Below are 24398 nucleotides of genomic sequence, written 5' to 3'. Positions count from 1 at the left end.
ATGGCCGATAACACACTTCACTCTTCCGCCCGCGCTAACTGGCTGGAGCGCCGCTTTGCGCTGCGCTCGCGCGGCGGCACGCTACGCACCGAATGCCTGGCCGGGATCACCGGTTTCCTCGCCGCCGCCTATTTACTGGTGGTCATCCCGGGGCTGCTGGCGATCGGCGGGATGGATAAAGGCGCCGCCACCACCGGCACCATTCTGGTCTTCGTCGTCGGCTCGCTGCTGATGGCGTTTTATGCCAACCTGCCGTTTATCGTCGGCCCGGGCATTGGCGGCTCGGTGCTGGTGGGGGTGACGCTGGCCGGTAGCGAAGGGATTGGCTGGCAGACTGGCCTCGGAATTGCCTGCTGGTCGGGGATCCTCTTCTTCCTGCTGACCCGCTTTGGCCTGCGCGAAGTGGTCACCCGCTCGGTGCCGCAGTCGATCAAGCTGGGATTGACGGCCTCCATCGGCCTGTTTGTCGCCGTCCTCGGTTTTCGCAATGCCGGGCTGGTGCTGGCCAATGCGAAAACCAACGCCCTGATGCTCGGCGACTTTCTCGCCCCCGGCGCGCTGGTGGCGCTGTGCGGCCTGTTCCTGGCGATAGCCCTGCAGGCGCGTAAGGTTCCGGGCGCCATTTTGTGGGCCATTCTGTGCGCTACCCTGGTGGGTATCCCGTTCGGCGTGACTAAACTGCCGACGCATTTTATCGATGCCCCCCACTCGCTGGCGCCGGTGCTGGGACAGGTTGACCTGCTGGGGGCGCTAAACATCGCCTTCCTGCCGTTCCTGTTCGTCTTTTTCGCATCTGAGTTTTTCTCCACCATGGGGACAACGCTGGCGGTGGGCGGCGAGGCGGGTCTGCTGGATGAAGAAGGCAACATGCCGCAGATTAATCGCCCGTTCATGGTCGATTCGATTGCCGCCGCGCTCGGCCCGTGGGTGGGCATTCCGGCGGCTACGGCGCTGATTGAATCTTCGGCGGCAGCGGAAGCGGGCGGCAAAACCGGCCTCACCGCCCTGTCGGCGGCGGTAATGTTCCTGCTGATGCTGCTGTTCACGCCGGTGGCGTTGATGATCCCGAAAGAAGCCACCGCCCCGGCGCTGATCCTGATTGGCCTGAACATGTTCAGCGGCCTGCGCAAAGTGGATCTTGCCAACTTCACCGACGGGCTGCCGGTGCTGATGATGGTGATGATCACCCTTATCGCCAACAGCTTTGGCACCGGGATTGCCGGCGGGCTGCTGTTTTACATTGTGATCAAGGCTATCGCCGGTAAGTGGCGGGAGATCCCGATTGGCCTGTGGGTATTGGCCGTCCCGCTGGTGTATTACTTCGCGACCTTAGTCAGGCATTAAGCCCTTCACAATGTGATTTCACCTCTTCATATAACAAACGCACCGCGGCAGAGAGTTGTTTGCGGTGCGGACAAATCAGATTCAACGGCACTACATCCCCCTGATAACGCGGCAGCAGGCGCCGCAGGCGCCCCGCCCGCAGATCGTCGCTGACGTCGAGCATCGATTTATAGGCAATGCCCTCCCCGGCGATCGCCAGCCGACGGATCACCTCGGCGTCGTCGCTCATCACCGTGCCGGAAACCTTCTGCTGCTGAACCACGCCGTCGAGGCTCAGCGACCAGCGGTCGAACGGACGGCCGCGCAAAATGTAGATCAACGCATTGTGCTGGCTGAGTTCCTCGAGGGTCTGCGGTTCGCCATGGCGGGCGATCCACTCAGGCGAGGCCACCAGCACCCGACGATTTTCCGGCGCCACCGGCAGCGAGATAAACGAGGCATCGTCGTTATTGCCATAGCGAAACGCAACGTCCACCGGATCTTTAAACACGTCGGTCAGCTGATCGGAAAAGAGCAGCCGCAGGCGCAGCGCCGGGTGGCGTTGGCGGAAATCGCGGAACAGGGTCAGGAGCAGATTACGCCCGAGGTCCGACGGCACGGCAATTTGCAACATGCCGCGAACTTCATCGTCCGGGGTTTGGATCTTCTGCAGACCGGCCTCGAGAGTATCGAGCATCTGGGTGGCGTAGGGCAGCCAGGTCTCCCCCTCCGGCGTCAGGCGCAGGCTGCGGGTCGAACGGGCAAACAGGCGAATATTGAGGATCGTCTCCAGACGCTTAATCGCCGCGCTGACCTGCGCCGGCTGCTGCCCGGCCTCGCGCGCCGCGTCGCTAAAACTGCCCAGCGCCGCGGCGCGGACAAATAAGGTCAGATCTTCCAGCCTGAACATGCCGATTCTCCCCTGCTTCAGATTGCTCCCAAAATACGCATCACCGTCGCTGCAACGCAAGCGGCACAAGACTTGCGCCGCGTTTTGCTTACACTTTTTAAAAATCCAGTGCTTGCCATTTCAGCAACGCATCAGGAATGATACGAGGCTGCTATTTTGAGTCCAGGTAATATTGAGGAAACTATGCGTAAAACAAAAATGATGCTTCTGGGCGTACTTCTTGCCACCGCTGGCGCCAGCTGGACGGCTACTGCCGCGGGGATCGATCAGTATGCGCTGAAAGAGTTCACCGCCGATTTCACCCAGTTTCACATCGGCGACACCGTTCCGGCGATGTATCTCACCCCGGAATACAACATTAAACAGTGGCAGCAGCGTAACCTGCCTGCGCCGGACGCCGGCAGCCACTGGACCTATATGGGCGGTAACTACGTGCTGATCACCGATACCGAAGGCAAAATCCTCAAAGTGTACGATGGCGAGATCTTCTATCATCGCTGATCCGCGCAATCTCCACGTCCGCCCCGGCGAGCCAGCGGACTCTCCGGCGCTGCGCCAGATCTTCCTGCGGGCGCGCAGTTTATCGTGGACCTGGCTTCCCGCCGCGGCGTGGCGGCTGGAGGATTTCGATGCCGCCACCGCGGATGAACAGCTGTGGGTCGCGGAATGTGACGGCCAGCCGGTGGGCTTTGCCGCCGTATGGACCGCCTATAATTTCCTTCACCATCTGTTTGTCGACCCCGACTGGCAGGGCAAACATATCGGCAGCGCGCTGCTGGCGCAGGTCGAACGGACCTTTACCGCCAGCGGAACGCTGAAGTGCCTGATGGAAAATAAAAACGCCCTGCGCTTCTACCAGCGTCATGGCTGGACCATCGAAGCACAGGGCGCGTCGCCCGAGGGCAGATACTGGCTAATGCGCTCGCCGCGGCCTTAAACGGCGCGGAAGGCAATCTCACCCGGGATCACTTCTCCCTGCCAGTACATCTGGGCCGCCACCCGGCCCGCCAGCTGGCGGTAGATGTCGGTAAATTCGCTGTCCGAACGCGCCACCACCGTCGGCGTGCCGTTATCCAGATCTTCCCGCAGCGTAATATGCAGCGGCAGCTGGCCCAGCAGCTGGGTGTGGTATTTCTCGGCCAGTTTTTGCGCGCCGCCGGTGCCGAAGATAGGCTCGTGGTGCCCGCAGTTGCTGCAGATATGCATGCTCATGTTTTCCACGATCCCCAGCACCGGCACTTCCACTTTCTCGAACATCACGATGCCTTTTTTGGCGTCGATCAGCGCGATGTCCTGCGGCGTGGTGACCACCACCGCGCCGGTCACCGGGATGTTCTGCGCCAGGGTCAGCTGGATGTCGCCGGTGCCCGGCGGCATATCCAGCACCAGGTAGTCGAGGTCCGGCCACAGCGTCTCCTGCAGCATCTGCATCAGCGCCTTGCTGGCCATCGGCCCACGCCAGACCATGGCGTTGTCGTCGGTCACCAGGTAACCGATGGAGTTGGTTGCCAGACCATATTTCATGATCGGCGCCATATGAGTGCCGTCCGGCGAGGTCGGGCGGCTGTCTTCCGCACCCAGCATGGTCGGAATCGACGGACCATAGATATCGGCATCCAGAATGCCCACCTTCGCCCCTTCCGCCGCCAGGGCCAGCGCCAGGTTTACGGCAGTAGAAGATTTACCGACGCCGCCTTTGCCGGAGCTGATGGCGATAATGTTTTTCACGCCGTTGACCCCGGGCTGGTTTTTCACCCGCTTGAGGGTTGCGATGCTGTGGGTCAGCTTCCAGTCGATGGCCTTCGCGCCGGTGATGCGCAGCAGTTCGGCGCTGCACTGCTCTTTCAGCGCTTCGAAGGCGCTGCTCCAGACGAACGGCATTTGCAGTTCAATATGGACGGTATCGTCCAGCCAGGCGACATGGTGCAGCGCCTTAAGGGCGGTGAGATTATGCTTCAGGGTTGGGTGCTGGAAATTGGCCAGCGTCCCGGCGACCATCGCACGTAGGCGCTCAGGGGATTTGGCCTGGGATTGCGAATTCATCCCGACTCCTTTGTTGTTTTGAGATGCTTTCAGTAATCACAGAGTTTATCACAGGTAACGATTATCCATATATGGGCAGCCATTTATGGCGCACCCACAGCCCTTTTGGTAATATCAGAAGCCCTTTTTACAACAGAAGATGTAATGCTCACTATGACTCAAGTCGCGAAGAAAATTCTGGTAACGTGCGCCCTACCGTACGCCAACGGCTCCATCCACCTCGGCCACATGCTGGAGCACATCCAGGCTGATGTCTGGGTCCGTTACCAGCGAATGCGCGGCCACGAGGTCAACTTCATCTGCGCCGACGACGCCCACGGCACGCCGATCATGCTCAAAGCGCAGCAGCTCGGTATCACACCGGAGCAGATGATTGGCGAAATGAGTCAGGAGCATCAGACCGATTTCGCCGGCTTCGACATCAGCTATGATAACTATCACTCGACGCACAGCGACGAGAACCGCGAGCTGTCGGAGCTTATCTACACCCGCCTGAAAGAGAACGGTTTTATTAAAAACCGCACCATCTCTCAGCTCTACGATCCGGAAAAAGGCATGTTCCTGCCGGACCGTTTTGTGAAAGGCACCTGTCCGAAGTGCAAATCTCCGGACCAGTATGGCGATAACTGCGAAGTGTGCGGCGCGACCTACAGCCCCACCGAACTTATCGACCCGAAATCGGTGGTTTCCGGCGCCACGCCGGTGATGCGTGACTCCGAGCACTTTTTCTTCGACCTGCCGTCGTTCAGCGAAATGCTGCAGGCGTGGACCCGCAGCGGCGCCCTGCAGGAGCAGGTCGCGAACAAGATGCAGGAGTGGTTCGAATCCGGCCTGCAGCAGTGGGACATCTCCCGCGATGCGCCGTACTTCGGCTTCGAAATTCCCAACGCGCCGGGCAAATATTTCTACGTCTGGCTGGACGCGCCGATCGGCTACATGGGCTCCTTCAAGAACCTGTGCGACAAGCGCGGCGACACCACCAGCTTCGACGAATACTGGAAGAAAGACTCCACGGCCGAGCTGTATCACTTTATCGGCAAAGACATTGTCTACTTCCACAGCCTGTTCTGGCCGGCGATGCTGGAAGGCAGCAACTTCCGTAAGCCGACTAACCTGTTCGTACACGGCTACGTGACGGTTAACGGCGCCAAGATGTCCAAGTCGCGCGGCACCTTTATCAAGGCCAGCACCTGGTTAAATCATTTCGATGCCGACAGCCTGCGCTACTACTACACCGCCAAGCTCTCTTCACGCATCGATGACATCGACCTGAACCTGGAAGATTTCGTGCAGCGCGTGAACGCCGACATCGTCAACAAGGTGGTTAACCTCGCCTCGCGCAACGCCGGCTTTATCAGCAAGCGTTTCGACGGCGTGCTGGCCGCGGAGCTGGCCGACCCGGCGCTGTATAAAACCTTCACCGACGCGGCGGAAAGCATCGGCGAAGCATGGGACAGCCGCGAGTTCGGTAAAGCCATCCGCGAAATCATGGCCCTCGCCGACGTGGCTAACCGCTATGTCGACGAGCAGGCGCCGTGGGTGGTGGCGAAACAGGAAGGCCGCGACGCCGACCTGCAGGCCATCTGCACCATGGGCCTGAATATGTTCCGCGTGCTGATGACCTGGCTGAAGCCGGTCCTGCCGCAGCTGGCCGCGCGTGCGGAAGCGTTCCTCAACAGCGAACTGAGCTGGGACGCCATTCAGCAGCCGCTGCTGGCGCATAAGGTGAATCCGTTCAAGGCGCTGTACAACCGCATCGAGATGAAACAGGTGGAAGCCCTGGTGGAAGCCTCTAAAGAAGAGGTGAAAGCCACCGCGGCGCCGGTCACCGGTCCGCTGGCGGACGATCCGATTCAGGAGACCATCACCTTTGACGATTTCGCCAAAGTCGATCTGCGCGTGGCGCTGATTGAAAACGCGGAATTCGTCGAGGGCTCCGACAAGCTGCTGCGCCTGACGCTGGATCTCGGCGGCGAAAAACGCAATGTCTTCTCCGGCATCCGCTCCGCTTACCCGGATCCGCAGCCGCTGATTGGCCGCCTGACGGTGATGGTCGCCAACCTGGCGCCGCGCAAAATGCGCTTCGGCATCTCCGAGGGCATGGTGATGGCCGCCGGCCCTGGCGGGAAGGATATCTTCCTGTTAAGCCCTGACGACGGCGCCAAGCCGGGTCAGCAGGTGAAATAACAAAAAAGCCGGAGAGTATCTCCGGCTTTTTTTTGCCCGGCGGCGCTATGCTAGCACGCGCCCGGGGGCAGTCGTTGTAGGCCGGGTCAGGCGAAGCCGCCACCCGGCAAAAAATCATGCCTTCGGGTTATGCACCCGCTGGGTCAGTCCGCGCAGGAAATTGCGCAGAAACTGGTCGCCGCACTCGCGGTAGTTTTTGTGGTCAGGCGAGCGCATCATGGCGGTGATCTCCGGCACCGACACCCGGTATTTCTGCTCGCTCATAATCGCCTGGATATCGTCCGTTTTCAGCGAGAAGGCGATCCGCAGCTTTTTCAGCACCGTGTTGTTATTCACCCGACGCTCCAGCGCCAGCTCCGGGGCCGAATCATCTTTGCCGCGCTTGTCATAGATAAGGCCGTTCAGGAAACCCGACAGGATAATGTCCGGGCAGCGAACAAAGCCCTCTTCATCCTCTTTCGTCGTCCAGGTGTCGAAGCTGGCGGCGGTGGATTCCATAGCGGAGAGCGCGAGAATGCGCACCATATCGTTATTATTGACTTTCAGGGTGTAGCGCAGGCTACGAAGAATATCATTACTGAGCATGAGGGCCTTTTACTGTCGATGATGCAATGGGGCGCAGTGTACCAGCTTTACAGGCCAATCGCCTCTTTCAGGCTTTTTAAATAGCGTCGGCTCACCGGCACCGTTTGCCCGGCGCGCATCAGCAGCTCCGCCTGACCATTCTCCTCCAGGCGAATCTCCTTCAGGTGCGCCATATTCACCAGATACTGGCGATGGCAGCGCAGCAACGGCGTGCGGCTCTCAAGGGTGCGCAGGGTCAGTTCGGTAAAGCCCTCTTTTCCCTCGCGGTCGGTCACGTAGATGCCGCTCATCCGGCTGCTGACGAAGGCCACATCCTCCATCTGCAGCAGCCAGATACGACTGTGGCCGGTACAGGGAATGTATTTCAGCGTCTGCTGAGCATCATCCAGCAGCGACACATCCTGCAGATTACGCTCCTGGCGCAGGCGGGCGAGGGTTTTCTCCAGCCGGGCAGCTTCAATCGGCTTCAGCAGATAGTCAAAGGCATGCTCCTCAAAGGCTTTCACCGCGTATTCATCAAAGGCGGTGAGAAACACGATATAGGGGCGGTGCTCCGGGTCGAGCATCCCGACCATCTCCAGACCGCTGATGCGCGGCATCTGGATGTCGAGAAACAGCACGTCGGGACGCAGCTTATGCACCGCGCCAATGGCCTCCACCGCGTTGCCGCACTCGCCGACGATCTCGATATCGCGCTGTGTCTCCAGCAAAATGCGCAGGTTTTCCCGCGCCAGCGGCTCATCATCGACGATCAATACTCTCAGCATGCATTCTCCTCCAGGGGCAGACGTAGGGTGACACGGGTAAAGCGCTCCGGCTCGCAGGTGACGCTGATGCCGCAGTCGGCGCCAAAACGCGCCCGCAGCCGCCTGTCCACCAGATTCATCCCCAGCCCGCTGGCCTGGGGGTTGGCCCGGTACAGCCCGGCGTTATCTTCGATATCCAGCTGCAGCCAGCGATCGTCCTGGCTGGCGCGGATGGTAATTTCGCCGACGCCAAGATGTTGCGATGTACCATGCTTAATGGCGTTCTCCACGATCGGCTGCAGGGTAAAGGCCGGCAGCTGGTGATGCGCCAGCCCTTCCGGCACCGCCATCTGGATCTGCAGGTTAGCCTGAAAGCGAGCCTTCTCAATCTGCAGATAGGCGTTAACATGCTCGATCTCATCGGCAAGAGTGACAATTTCCGTCGGCCGTTTCAGGTTCTTGCGAAAGAAGGTCGATAGATACTGCACCAGCTGGCCGGCCTGATCGCTGTCGCGGCGGATCACCGCCTTCAGCGTGTTAAGCGCGTTAAACAGGAAGTGCGGGTTGACCTGGGCGTGCAGGAGCTTGATTTCGGATTGCGTCAGCAGCGCCTTCTGCCGCTCGTACTGTCCGGCGAGGATCTGCGCCGACAGCAGCTGGGCAATCCCCTCCCCGAGGGTGCGGTTGATCGAACTGAACAGGCGATTTTTCGCCTCATACAGTTTAATGGTGCCTATCACCCGTTGGTTCTCGCCGCGCAGGGGGATCACCAGCGTCGACCCCAGCTTACAGTGCGGATGAATCGAGCAGCGGTAAGGCACCTCGTTGCCGTCGGCGTAGACCACCTCCCCGGTCTCAATCGCCCGTTGCGTATACGAGGAGGAAATAGGCTTGCCCGGCAGATGGTGGTCGTCGCCGATGCCGGTAAACGCCAGCAGCTTGTCGCGATCGGTGATCGCCACCGCGCCGATGTCCAGCTCCTGGATCAGCACCTGGGCCACCTTCATGCTATTCTCTTCGTTGAATCCCTGACGCAGGATCCCCTCGGTGGACGCCGCCACCTTCAGCGCCGTGGCGGAAAAGGCGGAGGTGTACTTCTCAAACATCGCCCGTTTATCCAGCAGAATGCGCATAAACAGCGCCGCTCCGACGGTATTGGTGACCATCATCGGCGCGGCAATGCTCTGCACCAGATGCAGGGCGTCCTGGAACGGGCGGGCAATCAGCAGAATGATCATCATCTGCACCAGCTCGGCCACGAAGGTGATCGCCCCGGCGGTCAGCGGGCTAAAGACTTTGTCCGGCCGGCCGCGTTTGACCAGCACGCTGTGCACCAGACCGCCCAGCAGCCCCTCAACGATGGTGGAGACCATGCAGCTTAAGGCGGTCATTCCCCCCAGCGAGTAGCGGTGCAGGCCGCCGGTGAGCCCTACCAGCCCGCCGACCACCGGCCCGCCGAGCAGGCCGCCCATCACGGCGCCGATGGCGCGGGTGTTGGCGATGGAGTCTTCGATATGCAGACCGAAATAGGTCCCCATAATGCAGAAAATGGAGAAGGTGACGTAGCACAGCAGCTTGTGCGGCAGGCGAACGGTGACTTGCATCAGGGGGATAAACAGTCGGGTTTTGCTCATCAACCACGCGATGACCAAAAATACGCACATCTGCTGAAGCAGCAGCAACACCAGATCAAACTCGTACATACCCGCAAACCACACATGCCTGAAAGCGCGTACCATACCCTGCCTGGCGAAAACTTTCTTTGAAGCCCTGCATAAAAATGAAAAATTACGGCCAGGATCACTCTTTTTTGCGGCGCGTTGCGCAGCAAACGCGGCAAAAAGCCCGGCGCGGCGCGCTAAACCGCAATTAATGTTTCATTAACACCTGCGCTTCACCGTATAATCCCCCTGTTAACATCAGGAGCCTATTATGAAGCCAGCGAAAATCGCGGTCGTCACTCTCTTCTTACTTATGGCCATCGGCGGGATCAGCGGCGTAATGCTGGCCGGCTATTCCTTTATTGTGCGTGGCGGTGTCGGCTGATCCAGCGGGTCAGACGCTCAAACGCGCGGTCGACGATAATCGCCGCCAGGGCCACCAGCAGCGCCCCCTGAACAATATAGGCGGTATTAAAGCCGCTCAGGCCGATGATGATCGGCGTCCCGAGCGTACTGGCCCCAACCGTCGAGGCAATGGTCGCGGTACCAATATTGACGATGACCGAGGTGCGGATCCCCGCCAGGATCACCGGGGCCGCCAGCGGTAGCTCCACCTTATACAGACGCTGCCAGCCGGTCATTCCCATCCCTTCAGCCACACCTGACACCCCCGGCGGTATCGAACCCAGCCCGGCCAGCGTCCCCTGCAGCACCGGCAGTATGCCATACAACGCGAGGGCTATCAGCGCCGGCAGCCAGCCAAAGCCCAGCACCGGCACCGCCATCGCCAGCACCGCCACCGGCGGAAAGGTCTGCCCGATAGCGGCGATGGTCTCCACCAGCGGACGAAACGCGCCGCCGGCGGGCCGGGTGACCGCCACCCCAGCCCCCAGCCCGATTGCCGTTGCCGCGAGGCTGGACGCCACCACCAGCCAGCCGTGATCGAGAGTGAGCGCCCAGAAGCTCTCCTGCTGGTAGACCGGCCGCGGCAGCTCCGGGAACAGCCGACTGAACAGCGGCGCGCTGTAGGGCAGCCCTGCCAGCAGGCCGATAAACAGCGCGATAAGCCACCACAGCGGCTCACGAAGCGCCTTCATGGCTCATCTCCTGACGCAGCAGATCGGCAAAATGCAGCGTACCGCAGGGCCTGCCTTCGGCATCGACCACCGGCAGCGTCTCGCAGCGCCGGGCGACAAACTGCGACAGCGCTTCCCGCAGGGTCATGGTGACGGTCAGCCCCTCGCCCGCCAGCCGTTCGTCGGGACGCAAATAGTCCCCCACCTCGCGCAGCGACAGCAGGCGCACGCCCAGCTCGCTACGACCAAAAAAGGTCTGTACAAAGCTATTTTTCGGTCGCAGGAGCATCTCCAGCGGCGCCCCCTGCTGGACCACCTCGCCCCCGTCCATCAGCACCAGGTGGTCCGCCAGACGCAGCGCTTCGTCAATATCATGGGTCACCAGCACAATCGTCCGTCCCAGCAGACGGTGGATGCGCAGCATCTCCTGCTGCAGCGCCTCGCGGGTCACCGGGTCGAGGGCGCCGAAGGGCTCATCCATCAACAGCACCTCCGGATCTGCCGCCAGCGCCCGCGCCACCCCCACCCGCTGCTGCTGGCCGCCGGAGAGCTGATGCGGGTAACGGTCGCGCAGCGTCGCCTCCAGCCCCAGCAGCGCCATCAGCTCGTCGATCCGGTCGGCGATCCTTGCCTGCGGCCATCTTTGCAGCTGCGGCACGGTGGCGATATTCTGCGCCACCGTCCAGTGGGGAAACAGGCCGATGGACTGGATGGCATAGCCCATCCGCCGCCGCAGGGTCAGGACCGGCTGCTGGCGAATGTCCTCGCCGGCAAAGCGAATAGTGCCCCGGTCCGGCTCCAGCAGACGGTTGATCATCTTCAGCGTCGTCGACTTGCCCGAGCCGGAAGTCCCCACCAGCACCGAGAAAGCGCCTTCGCGCAGCTCCAGGGTCAGGTCCTTCACCGCCGGGTGGCCGGCAAACACTTTGCTGACCCCTTGAAATTCAATCATTGGCCTCTCCTTTTAGCCAGGCGCCCCACAGGGCGAACAGGGCATCCACCACCACCGCCAGGGCAATGGTCGGCACCACGCCCAGCAGCACCAGATCCAGCGCACTGCTCAGCAGCCCCTGAAAAACCAGCGCGCCAAAGCCGCCGGCGCCGATCAGCGCGGCCACTACCGCCATGCCGACGGTTTGCACGCTGACCACCCGCAGGCTGCGCAGCAGTACCGGCATCGCCAGCGGAAGCTGCACCTGACGAAAGCGCTGCCCGGCGCTCATGCCCATTGCCGTCGCGCTTTCCAGGGCATCCTGCGGTACCTGCTGCAGGCCGGTCACCACCCCGCGCACCAGCGGCAGTAGCGCATAGAGAGTGAGAGCGATCAGGGCTGGCGCCACGCCGGTCCCGGAGACGCCCAGCTCGCCCAGCGTCGGGAAATAACGCGCCAGACCGGCAAGCGGCGCAATCAGCAGGCCAAAAAGCGCTACCGACGGAATAGTCTGGATCACATTGAGCGCGGTGAAAGCTGGCGCCTGCCAGCGCGGACGCCGCCACAGCCATACCCCCAGCGGCAGGCCAATCAGCAGGCCCGGCAGCAGGGTGCCGAACAGCAGAAGCAGATGCTGGCGCAGGGCGTCATCAAATACCTCCTGACGGTTGGCATACTCCTTCAGCAAGGAGAGCTGATCGAGCGCCCCGATAGCGAGCAGGATGATGGGCAACAGCCAGACTTGCGCATTGAGCAGCCAGCGCCAGAGCGGCCGGACGGTAAGATGACGGATGGCCTCGCTGGCCAGCAGCAGACAAAGCGCCAGCGACAACCACAGGCCGCTGCCGGGCGAGGTGCGCGCCAGCGGCGAGCCGTGGCGGGAGAGCTCAAGCGCCGCCTGGCCGCTGCCCCAGATAAGCAGCGGGAAGAGCAGTTCGGCCAGCAGCAGGTGAAGAAGCGGCGCGGCCCTGCCCGGCAGCCAGCAAAGCAGCATCCCGGCAAGGGCCGCCGCCAGCTGAACGCCGGCGAGCCAGGGCATTACCTGCCACAGCCCGCGCCCTTCGCCGGAGAGTAAGCGATTCGGCGCGTAAGTAATAAACGGCAGCGCCAGCGTAACCAGCAGCAGACCTGTCAGCAGCAGGCCGACGCGATGAGTACAGCGAATGGTCACCGGTGGCTTACTTCAGCAGGCCTTTCTGCTGCAGATAATCTGCCGCCACGCGCTTCGCATCCTGGCCCTCCACCGCAATGCGGGCGTTCAGCTGCTGCAGCGTTTTTTCATCGAGGCTGGCGAAGACCGGCTGCAGCCAGTCGGCGATCTGCGGGTAGGCCTTGAGCACCGCCTCGCGCACCACCGGCGTCGGGGCATATATCGGCTGCACGCCCTGCGGGTCGCTCAGCGTCTGTAACCCCAGGGCCGCCACCGGGCCATCGGTGCCGTAGGCCATCGCCGCGTTAACGCCGGAGGTCTGTTGCGCCGCCGCTTTGATGGTCACCGCCGTATCGCCCCCGGCCAGCGACAGCAGCTGGTTCTGGTTGAGGTTGAAGCCATACGCTTTTTCAAACGCCGGCAGCGCGTCCGGGCGCTCAATAAATTCCGCCGAAGCCGCCAGCTTAAATTCGCCGCCCTGCTTCAGGTAGCGACTGAGGTCGGCCAGCGAGGTCAGCTTATTTTTCTCCGCCAGGTCCTGGCGCACGGCGATAGTCCAGGTGTTGTTGGCCGGCGCCGGGGTGAGCCATACCAGCTGATGTTTCTCCTGATCGAGGCGCTTCACCTTCTCATAGCCCTGTTGGGCATTCTTCCACGCCGGGTCGTTTTCATCTTTGAAGAAGAAGGCGCCATTGCCGGTATATTCCGGGTAGATATCCAGCTCGCCGGCGACAATCGCCCCGCGCACCACCGGCGTGGTGCCGAGCTGGATTTTATTAATCGTTTTTACGCCGTGGCTTTCCAGCACCTGCTGGATCATATTGCCCAGCAGCGCGCCTTCGGTATCAATTTTCGAGCCGACCTTCACCGGCTCCGCCGCCTGCAGCGGTAAACTTATCAGGGCGGCCAGCGCCAGCGCGCCGGACCATTTCATTGCCATCTTCATCCCGCTTCCCTCAGTTCTTTTGCGCTTCGCTTACAGAAGCTTAAGAGAAAAGCGTAGCCCATTTGCCAGCGATGCGAAAAAGAAAAGGCCGATTAATCGGCCTTTAAAGCGTGACGTTGGACTTAAGAGCGATGCCTTACAGCAGCTCAAATTCGCTCTGCTTCACGCGGGCGGAGTCCACGCCGATAAAGACATTGAATTTGCCCGGCTCAGCAACGTATTTCATTTGCTGATTCCAGAACTTCAGCGCGTCGACGTCGATTGGGAAGCTAACGGTTTGCGTTTCGCCCGGTTTGAGGGTGACCTTTTTAAAGCCGCGCAGCATTTTCACCGGCCGGCTCATGGAGGCGGTGACGTCCTGCAGGTAGAGCTGGATCACCGTCGCCCCTTCGCGATTGCCGGTGTTGGTCACCTGCACGCTGGCGGTCACGCTGCCATCGCGCGGCATGGTGGCCGACGACATGTTGACATCGGAGACGCTAAAGGTGGTGTAGCTCAGGCCGTAACCAAACGGATACAGCGGGCCATTGGCTTCATCGAAGTAACGCGAGGTGTACTTGTTCGGCTTCTCCGGATTATACGGCCGGCCGGTATTCAGGTGGCTGTAGTAGGTTGGGATCTGCCCCACCGAGCGCGGGAAAGACATCGGCAGCTTGCCCGACGGGTTGTAGTCGCCAAACAGCACGTCGGCGATGGCGTGGCCGCCTTCGGTGCCAGCAAACCAGGTCTCCAGCAGCGCATCGGCTTGCTGATCCTCTTTCACCAGCGCCAGCGGACGCCCGTTCATCAGCACCAGCACCAGCGGTTTGCCGGTGGCTTTAAGAGCGGCAATCAGATTGCGCTGGCTCTGCGGCAGGGTGATATCGGTCCGGCTGGAGGCCTCATGCGCCATGCCCTGCGCCTCGCCCACCACGGCGACCACCACATCGGATTGCTTCGCCGCCGCGACCGCTTCGTCGATCATTTCCTGCGGCGAGCGTGGGTCAACCTGCACCGCGTTCTCATACAAATTGAGGAAATCGACAATGCCTTTGTCATCGGTAACGTTCGCCCCTTTGGCGTAAATCACTTTGCCGTTATCGCCCAGCGCTTCTTTGATGCCGGTCAGGACGGTCACCGACTGCTCGGCCACTCCGGCCGCGGACCAGCTGCCCATCATGTCGCGCTTGCTGTCCGCCAGCGCGCCCACCACCGCGATAGTGCCGGATTTTTTCAGCGGCAGCGTATCAAGACGGTTCTTCAGCAGCACCAGGCTCTCGCGAGCCACTTCGCGCGCCTCTTTACGATGCAGACGACTTTCCGCATTGGTGTCCTGCGGGTCAGAATCTTTCGGTCCCAGGTGGCTGTAGGGATCGTTGAACAGTCCCATATCATATTTCACGTTGAGCACGTGTCGGGTGGCATCATCCAGCTCGGCCATGGTCACCTTGCCGGACTTCACCAGCCCCGGCAGGTACTTACTGTAATACTCGTCGCTCATGCTCATGTTGATGCCGGACTTCAGCGCTACGCGCACCGCGTCTTCCGGGTCGGAGGCCACGCCGTGCTTAATCAACTCTTTGATGGCGCCGTGGTCGGAAACGGTGATGCCTTTAAAGCCCCACTGGTCGCGCAGGACGTCTTTCAGCAGCCAAGAATCAGAGGTCGCCGGGGTGCCGTTCAGCGAGTTCAGGGCTACCATCACCGCGCCGCTGCCGGCATCAAGCCCGGCTTTATACGGCGGCATATAGTCGTTGAACAGGCGCTGCGGGCTCATGTCGACCGTATTGTACTCTTTCCCGCCCTCTACCGCGCCGTAGGCGGCGAAATGCTTGACGCTGGTCATCACCGAATAGCGGTCCGCCGGGCTCTTGCCCTGCATCGACTCCACCATCGCCTGGCCCATCATCGTGGTCAGATAGGTGTCTTCCCCGAACCCTTCGGAAGCGCGTCCCCAGCGCGGGTCGCGGGAGACGTCGACCATCGGCGCCCAGGTCATGTTCAAGCCGTCATCGGCGGCTTCATAAGCTGACACGCGGCCCACGGTCTTCACCGCATCAAGGTTAAACGACGAGGCCAGGCCGAGGCTTATCGGAAACACGGTGCGCTGACCGTGCAGCACATCGTAGGCAAAGAACAGCGGGATCTTCAGGCGACTAAGCTGCATCACCTGATCCTGCATTACACGGATATCCGGGCGGGTAACGGTGTTAAAAATCGCCCCCACCTGACCGTTCTTGATCATTTCACGGATCGCCTCTTTCGGGTTATCCGGGCCAACGCTTATCAGACGCAGCTGGCCGATTTTCTCGTCCACCGTCATTTTTTTCAGCAGGTCGGTGACAAAGGCATCCCGCGCCTGCGGGGTCAGGGGGTGGTTACCAAACAGTTCATCCGCCAGCGCGGGTTGCAGCGCCAGACTCACGGCGACGCCTACAGTGCAGAGCCATTTCATTGTTATCTCGCTTTATCTCAGACGGGGACTCGGTAAAACATAATAAAAACCGCAGTTTGCCATATATATAAACAACGCGCCCGCAGAATGCTAAGGTTCTTCTCTGATTTTTGCGAAACATTCATGCATCAAATTGTCATACAAAGCGCTATGCTTATCCTCGATATTTCGCGCACCACCACAAGGAGTGGAACATGTCATCTGCACCCACTGACACCCATAAAACGTTTCTGGCTGACCTGGCGCGCCTGGTTGGCCCTTCGCATCTGCTGACCGACCCGGCAAAAACCCAGCGCTACCGCAAAGGCTTCCGCTCCGGTCAGGGCGAGGCCCTGGCGGTTGTCTTTCCCGGTACCCTGCTGGAGCTCTGGCGCGTGCTCAACGCCTGCGTAGACGCCGATAAAATAATTCTGATGCAGGCGGCCAACACCGGCCTGACCGAAGGTTCGACCCCCAACGGCAATGATTACGATCGCGAGATCGTGATTATCAGCACCCTGCGCCTGGACAAACTGCATCTGCTGGACAAAGGCGAGCAGGTGCTGGCCTGGCCCGGCACCACCCTCTATTCGCTGGAAAAAGCGCTCAAACCGCTGGGACGCGAACCGCACTCGGTGATCGGTTCGTCATGCATCGGCGCATCGGTCATCGGTGGGATCTGCAACAACTCCGGCGGCTCGCTGGTGCAGCGCGGGCCGGCCTACACTGAGATGTCGCTGTTCGCGCAGATTGACGCCGACGGCAAGCTGAAGCTGGTCAATCATCTGGGCATCGATCTCGGCAGCACGCCGGAGCAGATCCTCAGCCGCCTCGATGACGAACGGATTAGCGATAGCGATGTGCTGCACGACGGCCGCCACGCCCACGATCACGACTATGTCACCCGCGTGCGCGATGTCGATGCCGACACCCCGGCGCGCTATAACGCCGACCCGGACCGCCTGTTCGAATCCTCCGGCTGCGCCGGCAAGCTGGCGGTTTTCGCCGTGCGTCTCGATACTTTCCCGGCGGAAAAGCGCCAGCAGGTGTTTTACATTGGCACCAACCAGCCACAGGTATTGACCGAGATCCGCCGTCATATCCTCGCTGAGTTCCAGCATCTGCCGGTGGCGGGGGAATATATGCACCGCGATATTTACGATATCGCCGAGAAGTATGGCAAAGACACCTTCCTGATGATCGACAAGCTCGGCACCGACAAAATGCCGTTCTTCTTCACCATGAAGGGGCGCACCGACGCGATGCTGGAGAAAGTCTCGCTGTTTAAGCCGCACTTTACCGACCGCTTTATGCAGAAGCTCGGCCACGTCTTTCCGGCGCATTTACCGGAGCGGATGAAAACCTGGCGTGATAAATATGAACATCATCTGCTGCTGAAGATGGCTGGCGACGGCATCGAAGAAGCGCAGCGTTGGCTGACGGAGTACTTCCAGCAGGCCGAGGGGGATTTCTTCGCCTGTACGCCGGAGGAAGGCAGCAAGGCGTTCCTCCATCGCTTTGCCGCCGCCGGCGCGGCGATCCGCTATCAGGCGGTGCATGCCGACGAAGTCGAAGATATTCTGGCGCTGGATATCGCCCTGCGCCGTAACGATACCGAGTGGTTCGAACATCTGCCGCCCGAAATCGACAGCCAGCTGGTGCATAAGCTCTACTATGGCCACTTTATGTGCCATGTGTTCCATCAGGATTACATCGTCAGGAAAGGGGTCGACGCCCACGCGCTGAAGGAAAAAATGCTGGAGTTACTGAAAGCGCGCGGCGCCCAGTACCCGGCGGAGCATAACGTGGGTCATCTATATGAGGCCCCGGAGAGCCTGCAGCAGTTCTATCGCCAGAACGATCCCACCAACAGCATGAACCCGGGGATTGGTAAAACCAGCAAGCAGAAATACTGGGGTGAAGCGGCCCCAACGCCAGCCTCTCCGGCGGATCCGCAATAATCGACGGCAGGACTATTCAGCCTGGCGCTTCTGTATTACGCTGCACGCCGGAGAATGTTTCTCCGGCAGATTCAGGAGCGCCGCCATGCCCGCAGAGGCCCCGTTACTCGACAGTGATTTAGAAATTCGCGAAGCGCTGCCCGACGATGCGCACGCCATCGCCGCGCTGTATGTCTGGCACGTGCTTAATGGCCGCGCCTCCTTCGAAGAGATCCCCCCCACCGTTGACGAAATGCGTAAACGGATCCAGACCGTGCGCGACAACGGGCTGCCGTGGCTGGTAGCGCTGTGGCGCGGGGCTATCGTCGGCTACTGCTATGCCACCTTCTATCGCCCGCGTCCGGCCTATCGCTACACCCTCGAGGAATCGATATACGTGGAATCCGGAATGGGCGGACGCGGCATCGGCAGCGCGCTGCTGTCCAGGCTAATCGCTGAGTGCGAGAAAGGCCCGTGGCGGCAGATGCTGGCGATCATCGGCGATGGCCATAACAATGCCGGCTCGCTGGCGATCCATAAAAAGTTCGGCTTTACCGTGGCGGGTCAGCTGCGCAGCGTCGGCTACAAGATGGGCGACTGGCGGGATACGTTGATTATGCAGCGCGCGCTGGGTGACGGCGACTGGACGCTGCCGGAGTGATATCCGGCGTCAAATCCCCGGCTCGCGGCGTAAACGCCTTAGCCGGGCTACCGTTCAGCGCGGTTCCGGAGAGGCGTCAGCCGCCATCCGCCACAAACACCGGCACTCGACCTGATTGCCCGGCGGCGCTGCGCTTGCCGGGCCTGCGAAGGGGGCAAACCCGGTGCCAAATCACGTAGCCCGGATAAGGCGCAATGCGCCGCCATCCGGGAGACATGCAGATTAATCGTTCTGCGCGGTCTGCGCGCCGCCTTTCAGCATCGCCTCCGCCATCTGCGCTTCGCGCTGCTTTTTATAGCTCAGCGCCGAGGCGGGTACCGGCATTACCTTCCCGGTTTCAATCCAGGTCCGCAAGCGGCTGGCGTCAGCGAAGTGGGTATATTTGCCGAAGGCATCCATCACCACCAGCGCCACCGGACGTTGGTTAATCACCGTGCGCATAATCAGGCAGTGGCCGGCAGCGTTGGTGAAGCCGGTTTTGGTCAGCTGAATGTTCCAGTTATCGCGATACACCAGATGGTTGGTGTTGCGGAACGGCAGGCTGTAGGCCGGATGGGCGAAGGTGGCGGTCTCTTCTTTGGTGGTGCTCAGCTGGCCGATCAGCGGATACTGCTCGCTGGCGATCAGCAGTTTGGTCAGATCGCGGGCGGTGGAGACGTTATGCACCGACAGGCCGGTGGGCTCCACGTAGCGGGTATGGGTCATGCCCAGCGCCTGGGCTTTGGCGTTCATCGCGCGAATAAAAGCGTCGTAGCCGCCCGGATAGTGATGCGCCAGGCTGGCGGCCGCGCGGTTCTCGGAAGACATCAGCGCCAGCAGCAGCATATCGCGGCGACTAATCTGGCTGTTGAGGCGCACGCGGGAGTAGATCCCCTTCATTTCCGGCGTATGGCTGATATCCACCGTCAGCATCTCATCCAGCGGCAGATGGGCATCGAGCACCACCATGGCGGTCATCACTTTGGTGATCGACGCCATCGGGCGCACCAGATCAGGCTGGCTGGCATAAATGATTTTTTTCGTGGCCAGATCGACGATCATGGCGCTGCCGGAGGCAATTTCCGGCTGCGAGGCGGTCACCGCCGTCGGGGTTTTTGCTAACGCCTGGGGCGCAAAAGGCACAGCCAGCAGCAAGGTCAGGCTGAGCAAAGAGACTCGAAATTTCGGCATCATGGGCATTCTGAAAAGTATTTTTGCACGTTATGGAACGTACGCCGCGAGGTAAAGTGGGCAACTTCGCTGGCAAACGCCATCATACCGCGCCGTAAGGCCCTGTGCCTAATAAGAATCGTGAAGAAATGCTGCATTGCCGACATAAAATACATATTTGCCGGCAATGCATATTTACCCGTGCCGCCCGATCAGAAGAGTCGGTAGCCATACCCCCAGAGCACCACGGTGATGGCCAGCAGCACTTCCAGCACCAGTACCCCAATAGCTAGCGTCGAGCTGGCAAAGCTTAACCCCTCTTCCCGATTAATGCTCAGGAAGGTCGGAATGCCGAGATACAGCAGATACCCGGTATAGAACAGCGCAATAGTACCGACCAGCGCGCACAGCCAGACCAGCGGATAGAGCGCCACAATCCCGCTCAGAAACAGCGGGGTGGCGACGTAGCCGGCAAACACCATGCAGCGTTTCAGGGAAGGCTGCTGCGGATACTGCCTCGCCATCCACCAGATGACCCGCCCCATGATCGCCACCCCGGCAAGCATCACGGCGTAAAACAGCACCGCCAGCGCCAGTCCGGTCAGCATCGACAGTTTAATCACGGTGCCATCGCCGAAGTTCCAGCCCAGCTGCGTGGTGCCGATAAAGGCGCAGACTACCGGAACCGCCGCCATCAGCAGCACATGATGCGTATAGTGATGAGAAATGGTTTCATTCTCGCTCTTAATCACGCTCATTTCCCGGTTGGGATGAGCGAAGAGCCCCCAGACATGGTTCATAGCGTCCCCCTTGTCACGGCTTCGTACTGCACTGATCCAAGTATAATTCACCCTGTAGATTATTTTATGTACAGCACAGAAAATTCTGCGTCGCCGCGTTTTGGTCAGCAGGGTGTATGATTAAGAGGTGATGAGGTAAGGAGAAAAGCTTTTTATGGATATCAATCACCTGATTTCCCAGTATGGCTACGCGGCGCTGATCGTCGGCAGCATGGCGGAAGGTGAGACCATTACCCTGCTGGGCGGCGTCGCGGCGCATCAGGGGCTACTGAAATTTCCCCTGGTGGTGATCGCCGTCGCCCTCGGCGGGATGATTGGCGATCAGCTGCTCTATCTGGTCGGTCGCCGCTTCGGGGGACGCATCCTGCGCCGTTTCGCCAGTCAGAAAGCGCGGATCCGTAAAGCGCAGCGTATGATCCAGCACCGGCCGTGGCTGTTTGTCATCGGCACCCGCTTTATGTATGGCTTCCGGGTAATCGGCCCCCTGCTGATCGGCGCCAGCCGCCTGCCGCCGCGCATTTTCCTGCCGCTGAATATTGTCGGAGCGCTGGTGTGGGCCCTGCTGTTTACCACCATTGGCTATCTCGGCGGCGAGGTGGTTGGCCCGTGGCTGCATCATCTGGACGCCCATCTGAAGCACTGGATCTGGCTGATCCTCGCGGTGGTGGTGGTGGTGGCCGCCCACTGGTGGCTCAGGCGGCGCGAGAGTAAGAAGAAAGACTAAGCGGCGCGCCCGCGGGCGCACCGTGGTTGGCGGTTACTTCACCGTCTGGTGGTAGCCGCCGCCGAGGGCCGAGGTCAGCTGAATGCTAGCGTCAATCCACTGGCCGTGCAGGCGCAATGCGGTGATCCGTTCCTGCAGCGCCGGGAGCTTCGCCATACTGACTCTGGAGCCAGGTAAGATCCCCGCCGCCATTCGGGCCTGCGCCAGATCTACTACCCGCTGAGCGTCTTTTTCAACCTGCTGCTGCTGCTGGCTTTTGGCCATTAATGTTTCGACCTGGCTGGCGGTTTTCGCCACCTGGTTAACGGCATCCACCACCGCTTTGTTGTACTGGGCGATCGACAGGCTATTCTGCGCGCTGGCGATATCCAGGTTGGCGTTAAGGCGGCCGCTGTCAAAGATCGGCAGCGTCAACCCGGCAGTAACGCCCATCTGCTGCGCCGAATGGCGGAAAAGATCGCTTAAGTGCAGGGCATCCTGCTGCAGGAACGCCATCAGATTGATGTCCGGATAAAATGCCGCTTTCGCCGCGTCCACTTCGCTCAGGGACGCCTCAATATACCAGTGGGCGACCTGCAGATCCGGGCGGCGCGCCAGCAGCTCATAGCCGAGGGTATCTGGCAGCTGCGCGCTGACCGTTGGCAGGCTGGCGGGTTTGAGGTTTAGCGACTGGCTCTGGCTGTTGGTCAGGGCCATCAGCCGCGCTTCAATCTCTTTCATCGTGCCCGTCACGTCCGCCAGCTGCTGGTCGGTTTTGCTGACGTTAATATCGTTCTCCGCCCCTTCGGCGGAGTTAGTGATCCCGCGCTGATACAGGGCCTTGTCGACCGTCACGATATTATTTTGCTCGTTTTTCACCTGCTGCAGCACCGCTTTGATCGCCGCTTCCGTCTGCCACTGCCAGTACAGACGCGCCACGCTGCCGGAGAGCAGCTCACGGGTCTGGGCCTGTTCAGCAACCTGGGCTTTCAGCTCGCCGATATGCGCTTTCACCAGCGCACGGTTTTTTCCCCACAGATCGAGATCCCAACCGGCGGTCAGGCCAAAGGTACCGTTGGTGTACCACGGGCCGGTATTGCCGTCGGTGTCGGTAGCAAACGGTCCCATCAGGCCTTCGGCCGACATGCGCTGGCGTTCAATATCGGCGGAGAAATCCATCTCCGGGCCAAGATTCGCCTGCGACATTCGCGCCTGCGCTTCGGCAAGCCTGATGCGCTGTTCGGCAATCTGCATATCCGGCGCGTTGGCCAACGCTCGCTGAATCAGATTATTAAGCTGTGGGTCATGGTAATCTTTCCACCAGTCAGTCTGCGGCCAGCCATTTTTCACGGCGGCAGGGAGATCCATGGAAACATGGGAGGCTGGAATTTGCTGCTGCGGCGGATTAGCAACCTTATGAGATGGCGCGCAGCCAGCCAGCGCGATGGCCAGGGGCAATGCCGCCAGCACGCTTTTATTTAATATCAATTTCATTGGACAGGTCAGATAACTTAATCAGGTTGGTTATCATAAGTTAATTGAATTAAACGCGTTTAGTAAAGCGTGTGACTAAATTATTAGCTTGCTAAAAATAAACAACCTTATCAATTCAGGGGGGTGAATATGAGCCAGCATCTTTTAACGAGCCGCACTTCTTTACCACCCTGCCCGCTCTGGATGAAGAGAAAGAACGTCCGATGATCTTTTTACTGCGCGCGCGTAAACCGGCTAATCTCCCGCCCGGCGATGGCCGGGCGGGCATTCTTTAGGCTTTCAGGCTGGCGCCGCGGCTGGCAATCACCTCTTTATACCAGCTAAAGCTCTTCTTCTTACTGCGCGCCAGGGTGCCGGTACCGTCATCATGGCGGTCGACATAGATAAAGCCGTAGCGCTTCGACAGCTCCGCTTTTGAGGCGCTCACCAGGTCAATCGGTCCCCAGCTGGTAAAGCCCATCAGCTCAACGCCATCGTCAATGGCTTCCCGCGCCTGCACCAGGTGGTCGTTCAGGTAACTGATGCGGTAGTCATCGTTAATGCTGCCGTCGGCTTCCACCTTATCTTTGGCGCCCAGACCGTTTTCCACGATAAACAGCGGCTTCTGGTAGCGATCCCACAGCACGTTCAGCAGTGTGCGCAGGCCCAGCGGATCTATCTGCCAGCCCCACTCCGAGCTCGCCAGGTGCGGGTTCGGCACCATGCTGAGAATATTGCCGCGCGCCTGCTGGTTCAGCGCCTCGTCGGCGGTGACGCAGCCGGTCATGTAGTAGCTGAAGGAGATAAAGTCGACGGTGGTTTTTAGCGCTTCACGATCGGCGTCGGTGATGGTGAGCGTGATGCCGTTGTCACGGAAATAGCGCTGCATATAGCCCGGGTACGCGCCGCGCGCCTGTACGTCGCCGAAGAACTGCCAGCTGCGGTTCTCCTGCAGCGTCTCGAACACATCCTCCGGTTTGCAGCTCAGGGGATACATCAGCCCGCCGAGCAGCATATTGCCGATTTTGCCCTCAGGCACCAGCTCATGACAGGCTTTGACCGCCAGCGCGCTGGCCACCAGCTGGTGGTGAATCGCCTGATACACCTCGCCTTTGCTGCTGCCGGCCGGCAGGCCGACCCCGGTCATCGGGGCATGTAGCGACATATTGATTTCGTTAAAGGTCAGCCACAGTTTGACCTTATTTTTATAGCGGCTGAACACCGTCCGGGCGTAGCGCTCAAAGAAGCCAATCACCTCCCGGCTGCCCCAGCCGCCGTAGTTTTTTACCAGCGCCCATGGCATTTCATAATGCGACAGCGTCACCAGCGGGGTGATGTTGTGCTTCGCCATCTCGTCGAACAGCTTGTCGTAGAACGCGAGGCCGGCTTCGTTCGGCTCGGCGTCGTCGCCGTTGGGGTAGATGCGGGTCCAGGCGATGGAGACTCGCAGGCAGTTAAAACCCATCTCGGCAAACAGGGCGATATCTTCCGGATAGCGATGGTAAAAATCGATCGCCACATCTTTTATGCCGCTGTCGCCGGGTACGCGCTCGACCACTTCGCCGAACACGCCATGCGGCTGCACATCGGAGGTGGATAAGCCTTTGCCATCTTCCAGATAAGCACCTTCCACCTGATTGGCCGCGGTCGCGCCGCCCCACAAAAAATCCGCCGGGAATGTTTTCATCTCTTTCTCCTGTG

The 24398-nt window shown here is 60.3% G+C and carries 22 protein-coding genes and 1 pseudogene; 9 read left to right on the top strand and 14 right to left on the bottom strand.

Going from position 1 to position 24398, the window contains the following annotated elements:
• Window positions 1–1344 (top strand): NCS2 family permease, encoded by a 1344-nt coding sequence (locus AB1E37_RS07850; protein ID WP_002912743.1) that lies wholly within the window; start codon window positions 1–3, stop codon window positions 1342–1344.
• Here AB1E37_RS07850 and AB1E37_RS07845 read toward each other — a convergent pair.
• Complete coding sequence (locus AB1E37_RS07845) at window positions 1334–2233, bottom strand: LysR family transcriptional regulator (protein WP_004149074.1); 900 nt, start codon at window positions 2231–2233, stop codon at window positions 1334–1336. The two genes, AB1E37_RS07850 and AB1E37_RS07845, sit on opposite strands and share 11 nt — an antisense overlap.
• 183 nt (window positions 2234–2416) lie before the next feature.
• Here AB1E37_RS07845 and AB1E37_RS07840 point away from each other — a divergent pair, with 183 nt between their 5' ends.
• Together AB1E37_RS07840 and AB1E37_RS07835 are read left to right on the top strand one after the other, a co-directional pair.
• Window positions 2417–2734, top strand: a complete 318-nt coding sequence (locus AB1E37_RS07840; protein WP_002912749.1) for an RcnB family protein — start codon at window positions 2417–2419, stop codon at window positions 2732–2734.
• Window positions 2709–3170 carry a GNAT family N-acetyltransferase gene (locus AB1E37_RS07835; protein WP_032447744.1) on the top strand — a complete coding sequence of 154 codons (462 nt, stop codon included), beginning with the start codon at window positions 2709–2711 and terminating at the stop codon, window positions 3168–3170. Before AB1E37_RS07840 ends, AB1E37_RS07835 begins: the two co-directional genes overlap by 26 nt.
• On the opposite strand, the gene apbC is transcribed toward AB1E37_RS07835, so the two are convergent.
• The gene (gene apbC / locus AB1E37_RS07830) at window positions 3167–4276 is read right to left on the bottom strand and encodes an iron-sulfur cluster carrier protein ApbC (RefSeq protein WP_032411958.1); all 1110 of its coding nucleotides are present in this window, start codon (window positions 4274–4276) and stop codon (window positions 3167–3169) included. The genes AB1E37_RS07835 and apbC overlap by 4 nt on opposite strands.
• Window positions 4277–4429: 153 nt before the next feature.
• On the opposite strand from apbC, the gene metG reads away from it, so the two are divergent.
• Window positions 4430–6463: a methionine--tRNA ligase gene (gene metG / locus AB1E37_RS07825; RefSeq protein WP_002912753.1), complete on the top strand. Its 2034-nt coding sequence runs from the start codon at window positions 4430–4432 to the stop codon at window positions 6461–6463.
• Between the two features lie 114 nt (window positions 6464–6577).
• Here the strand turns inward: metG and AB1E37_RS07820 are convergent, their stop codons facing one another.
• From AB1E37_RS07820 to AB1E37_RS07810, 3 genes are read right to left on the bottom strand one after another with little or no spacing between them, the layout of a single operon-like run.
• Window positions 6578–7048: a DUF1456 family protein gene (locus AB1E37_RS07820; RefSeq protein ID WP_002912756.1), complete on the bottom strand. Its 471-nt coding sequence runs from the start codon at window positions 7046–7048 to the stop codon at window positions 6578–6580.
• Between the two features lie 47 nt (window positions 7049–7095).
• A complete protein-coding gene (gene btsR, locus AB1E37_RS07815) occupies window positions 7096–7815 on the bottom strand; it encodes a two-component system response regulator BtsR (protein ID WP_004144215.1) in 720 nt (239 codons plus the stop codon).
• Complete coding sequence (locus AB1E37_RS07810) at window positions 7809–9497, bottom strand: sensor histidine kinase (RefSeq protein ID WP_002912760.1); 1689 nt, start codon at window positions 9495–9497, stop codon at window positions 7809–7811. The genes btsR and AB1E37_RS07810 overlap by 7 nt, the downstream gene beginning before the upstream one ends.
• Window positions 9498–9726: 229 nt before the next feature.
• Here AB1E37_RS07810 and AB1E37_RS07805 point away from each other — a divergent pair, with 229 nt between their 5' ends.
• On the top strand, window positions 9727–9840 hold the full coding sequence (locus tag AB1E37_RS07805) for a protein YohO (RefSeq protein WP_002912762.1): 114 nt from the start codon (window positions 9727–9729) through the stop codon (window positions 9838–9840).
• Here the strand turns inward: AB1E37_RS07805 and AB1E37_RS07800 are convergent.
• From AB1E37_RS07800 to bglX, 5 genes are all read right to left on the bottom strand, one after another.
• Window positions 9815–10552: an ABC transporter permease gene (locus AB1E37_RS07800; protein WP_004180609.1), complete on the bottom strand. Its 738-nt coding sequence runs from the start codon at window positions 10550–10552 to the stop codon at window positions 9815–9817. The genes AB1E37_RS07805 and AB1E37_RS07800 overlap by 26 nt on opposite strands.
• Window positions 10536–11483: an ABC transporter ATP-binding protein gene (locus tag AB1E37_RS07795; protein WP_014907199.1), complete on the bottom strand. Its 948-nt coding sequence runs from the start codon at window positions 11481–11483 to the stop codon at window positions 10536–10538. The genes AB1E37_RS07800 and AB1E37_RS07795 overlap by 17 nt, the downstream gene beginning before the upstream one ends.
• Entirely contained in the window at window positions 11476–12633 is a 1158-nt protein-coding gene (locus tag AB1E37_RS07790; RefSeq protein ID WP_004144224.1) for an ABC transporter permease, read from the bottom strand. Before AB1E37_RS07790 ends, AB1E37_RS07795 begins: the two co-directional genes overlap by 8 nt.
• A 7-nt stretch (window positions 12634–12640) precedes the next feature.
• The gene (locus AB1E37_RS07785) at window positions 12641–13558 is read right to left on the bottom strand and encodes an ABC transporter substrate-binding protein (protein ID WP_004144225.1); all 918 of its coding nucleotides are present in this window, start codon (window positions 13556–13558) and stop codon (window positions 12641–12643) included.
• A 136-nt stretch (window positions 13559–13694) separates the two neighbouring features.
• Window positions 13695–15992, bottom strand: a complete 2298-nt coding sequence (gene bglX / locus AB1E37_RS07780) for a beta-glucosidase BglX (RefSeq protein ID WP_032447746.1) — start codon at window positions 15990–15992, stop codon at window positions 13695–13697.
• 194 nt (window positions 15993–16186) lie between these two features.
• Here bglX and dld point away from each other — a divergent pair, with 194 nt between their 5' ends.
• Both dld and AB1E37_RS07770 read left to right on the top strand, forming a co-directional pair.
• On the top strand, window positions 16187–17932 hold the full coding sequence (gene dld / locus AB1E37_RS07775) for a D-lactate dehydrogenase (protein ID WP_002912827.1): 1746 nt from the start codon (window positions 16187–16189) through the stop codon (window positions 17930–17932).
• Window positions 17933–18017: 85 nt separating this feature from the next.
• Entirely contained in the window at window positions 18018–18572 is a 555-nt protein-coding gene (locus AB1E37_RS07770; protein WP_002912829.1) for a GNAT family N-acetyltransferase, read from the top strand.
• A gap of 222 nt (window positions 18573–18794) precedes the next feature.
• On the opposite strand, the gene pbpG is transcribed toward AB1E37_RS07770, so the two are convergent.
• A complete protein-coding gene (gene pbpG, locus AB1E37_RS07765) occupies window positions 18795–19745 on the bottom strand; it encodes a D-alanyl-D-alanine endopeptidase (protein WP_004180615.1) in 951 nt (316 codons plus the stop codon).
• Window positions 19746–19933: 188 nt separating this feature from the next.
• Window positions 19934–20521, bottom strand: a complete 588-nt coding sequence (locus tag AB1E37_RS07760) for a Yip1 family protein (RefSeq protein ID WP_004144230.1) — start codon at window positions 20519–20521, stop codon at window positions 19934–19936.
• Window positions 20522–20675: 154 nt separating this feature from the next.
• On the opposite strand from AB1E37_RS07760, the gene AB1E37_RS07755 reads away from it, so the two are divergent.
• Window positions 20676–21245, top strand: coding sequence for a DedA family protein (locus AB1E37_RS07755; RefSeq protein ID WP_002912833.1), 570 nt, complete (start codon window positions 20676–20678; stop codon window positions 21243–21245).
• Between the two features lie 33 nt (window positions 21246–21278).
• Here AB1E37_RS07755 and mdtQ read toward each other — a convergent pair whose 3' ends face one another.
• Window positions 21279–22718 carry a multidrug resistance outer membrane protein MdtQ gene (gene mdtQ, locus AB1E37_RS07750; protein ID WP_032447747.1) on the bottom strand — a complete coding sequence of 480 codons (1440 nt, stop codon included), beginning with the start codon at window positions 22716–22718 and terminating at the stop codon, window positions 21279–21281.
• Window positions 22719–22891: 173 nt separating this feature from the next.
• On the opposite strand from mdtQ, the pseudogene AB1E37_RS07745 reads away from it, so the two are divergent.
• Window positions 22892–22993: pseudogene (locus tag AB1E37_RS07745) on the top strand (SAM-dependent methyltransferase); the annotation flags it as partial.
• On the opposite strand, the gene AB1E37_RS07740 reads toward AB1E37_RS07745, so the two are convergent.
• Complete coding sequence (locus tag AB1E37_RS07740) at window positions 22990–24384, bottom strand: glycoside hydrolase family 1 protein (protein ID WP_032447749.1); 1395 nt, start codon at window positions 24382–24384, stop codon at window positions 22990–22992. The pseudogene AB1E37_RS07745 and the gene AB1E37_RS07740 overlap by 4 nt on opposite strands.
• Window positions 24385–24398: the final 14 nt, after the last annotated feature.

The organism is Klebsiella sp. Shm-1, from assembly GCF_040804525.1.
Lineage (GTDB): Bacteria > Pseudomonadota > Gammaproteobacteria > Enterobacterales > Enterobacteriaceae > Klebsiella > Klebsiella pneumoniae.
Note: the sequence above shows the minus strand (reverse complement) of the source record. Positions and strands in the feature narration are given on the sequence as shown.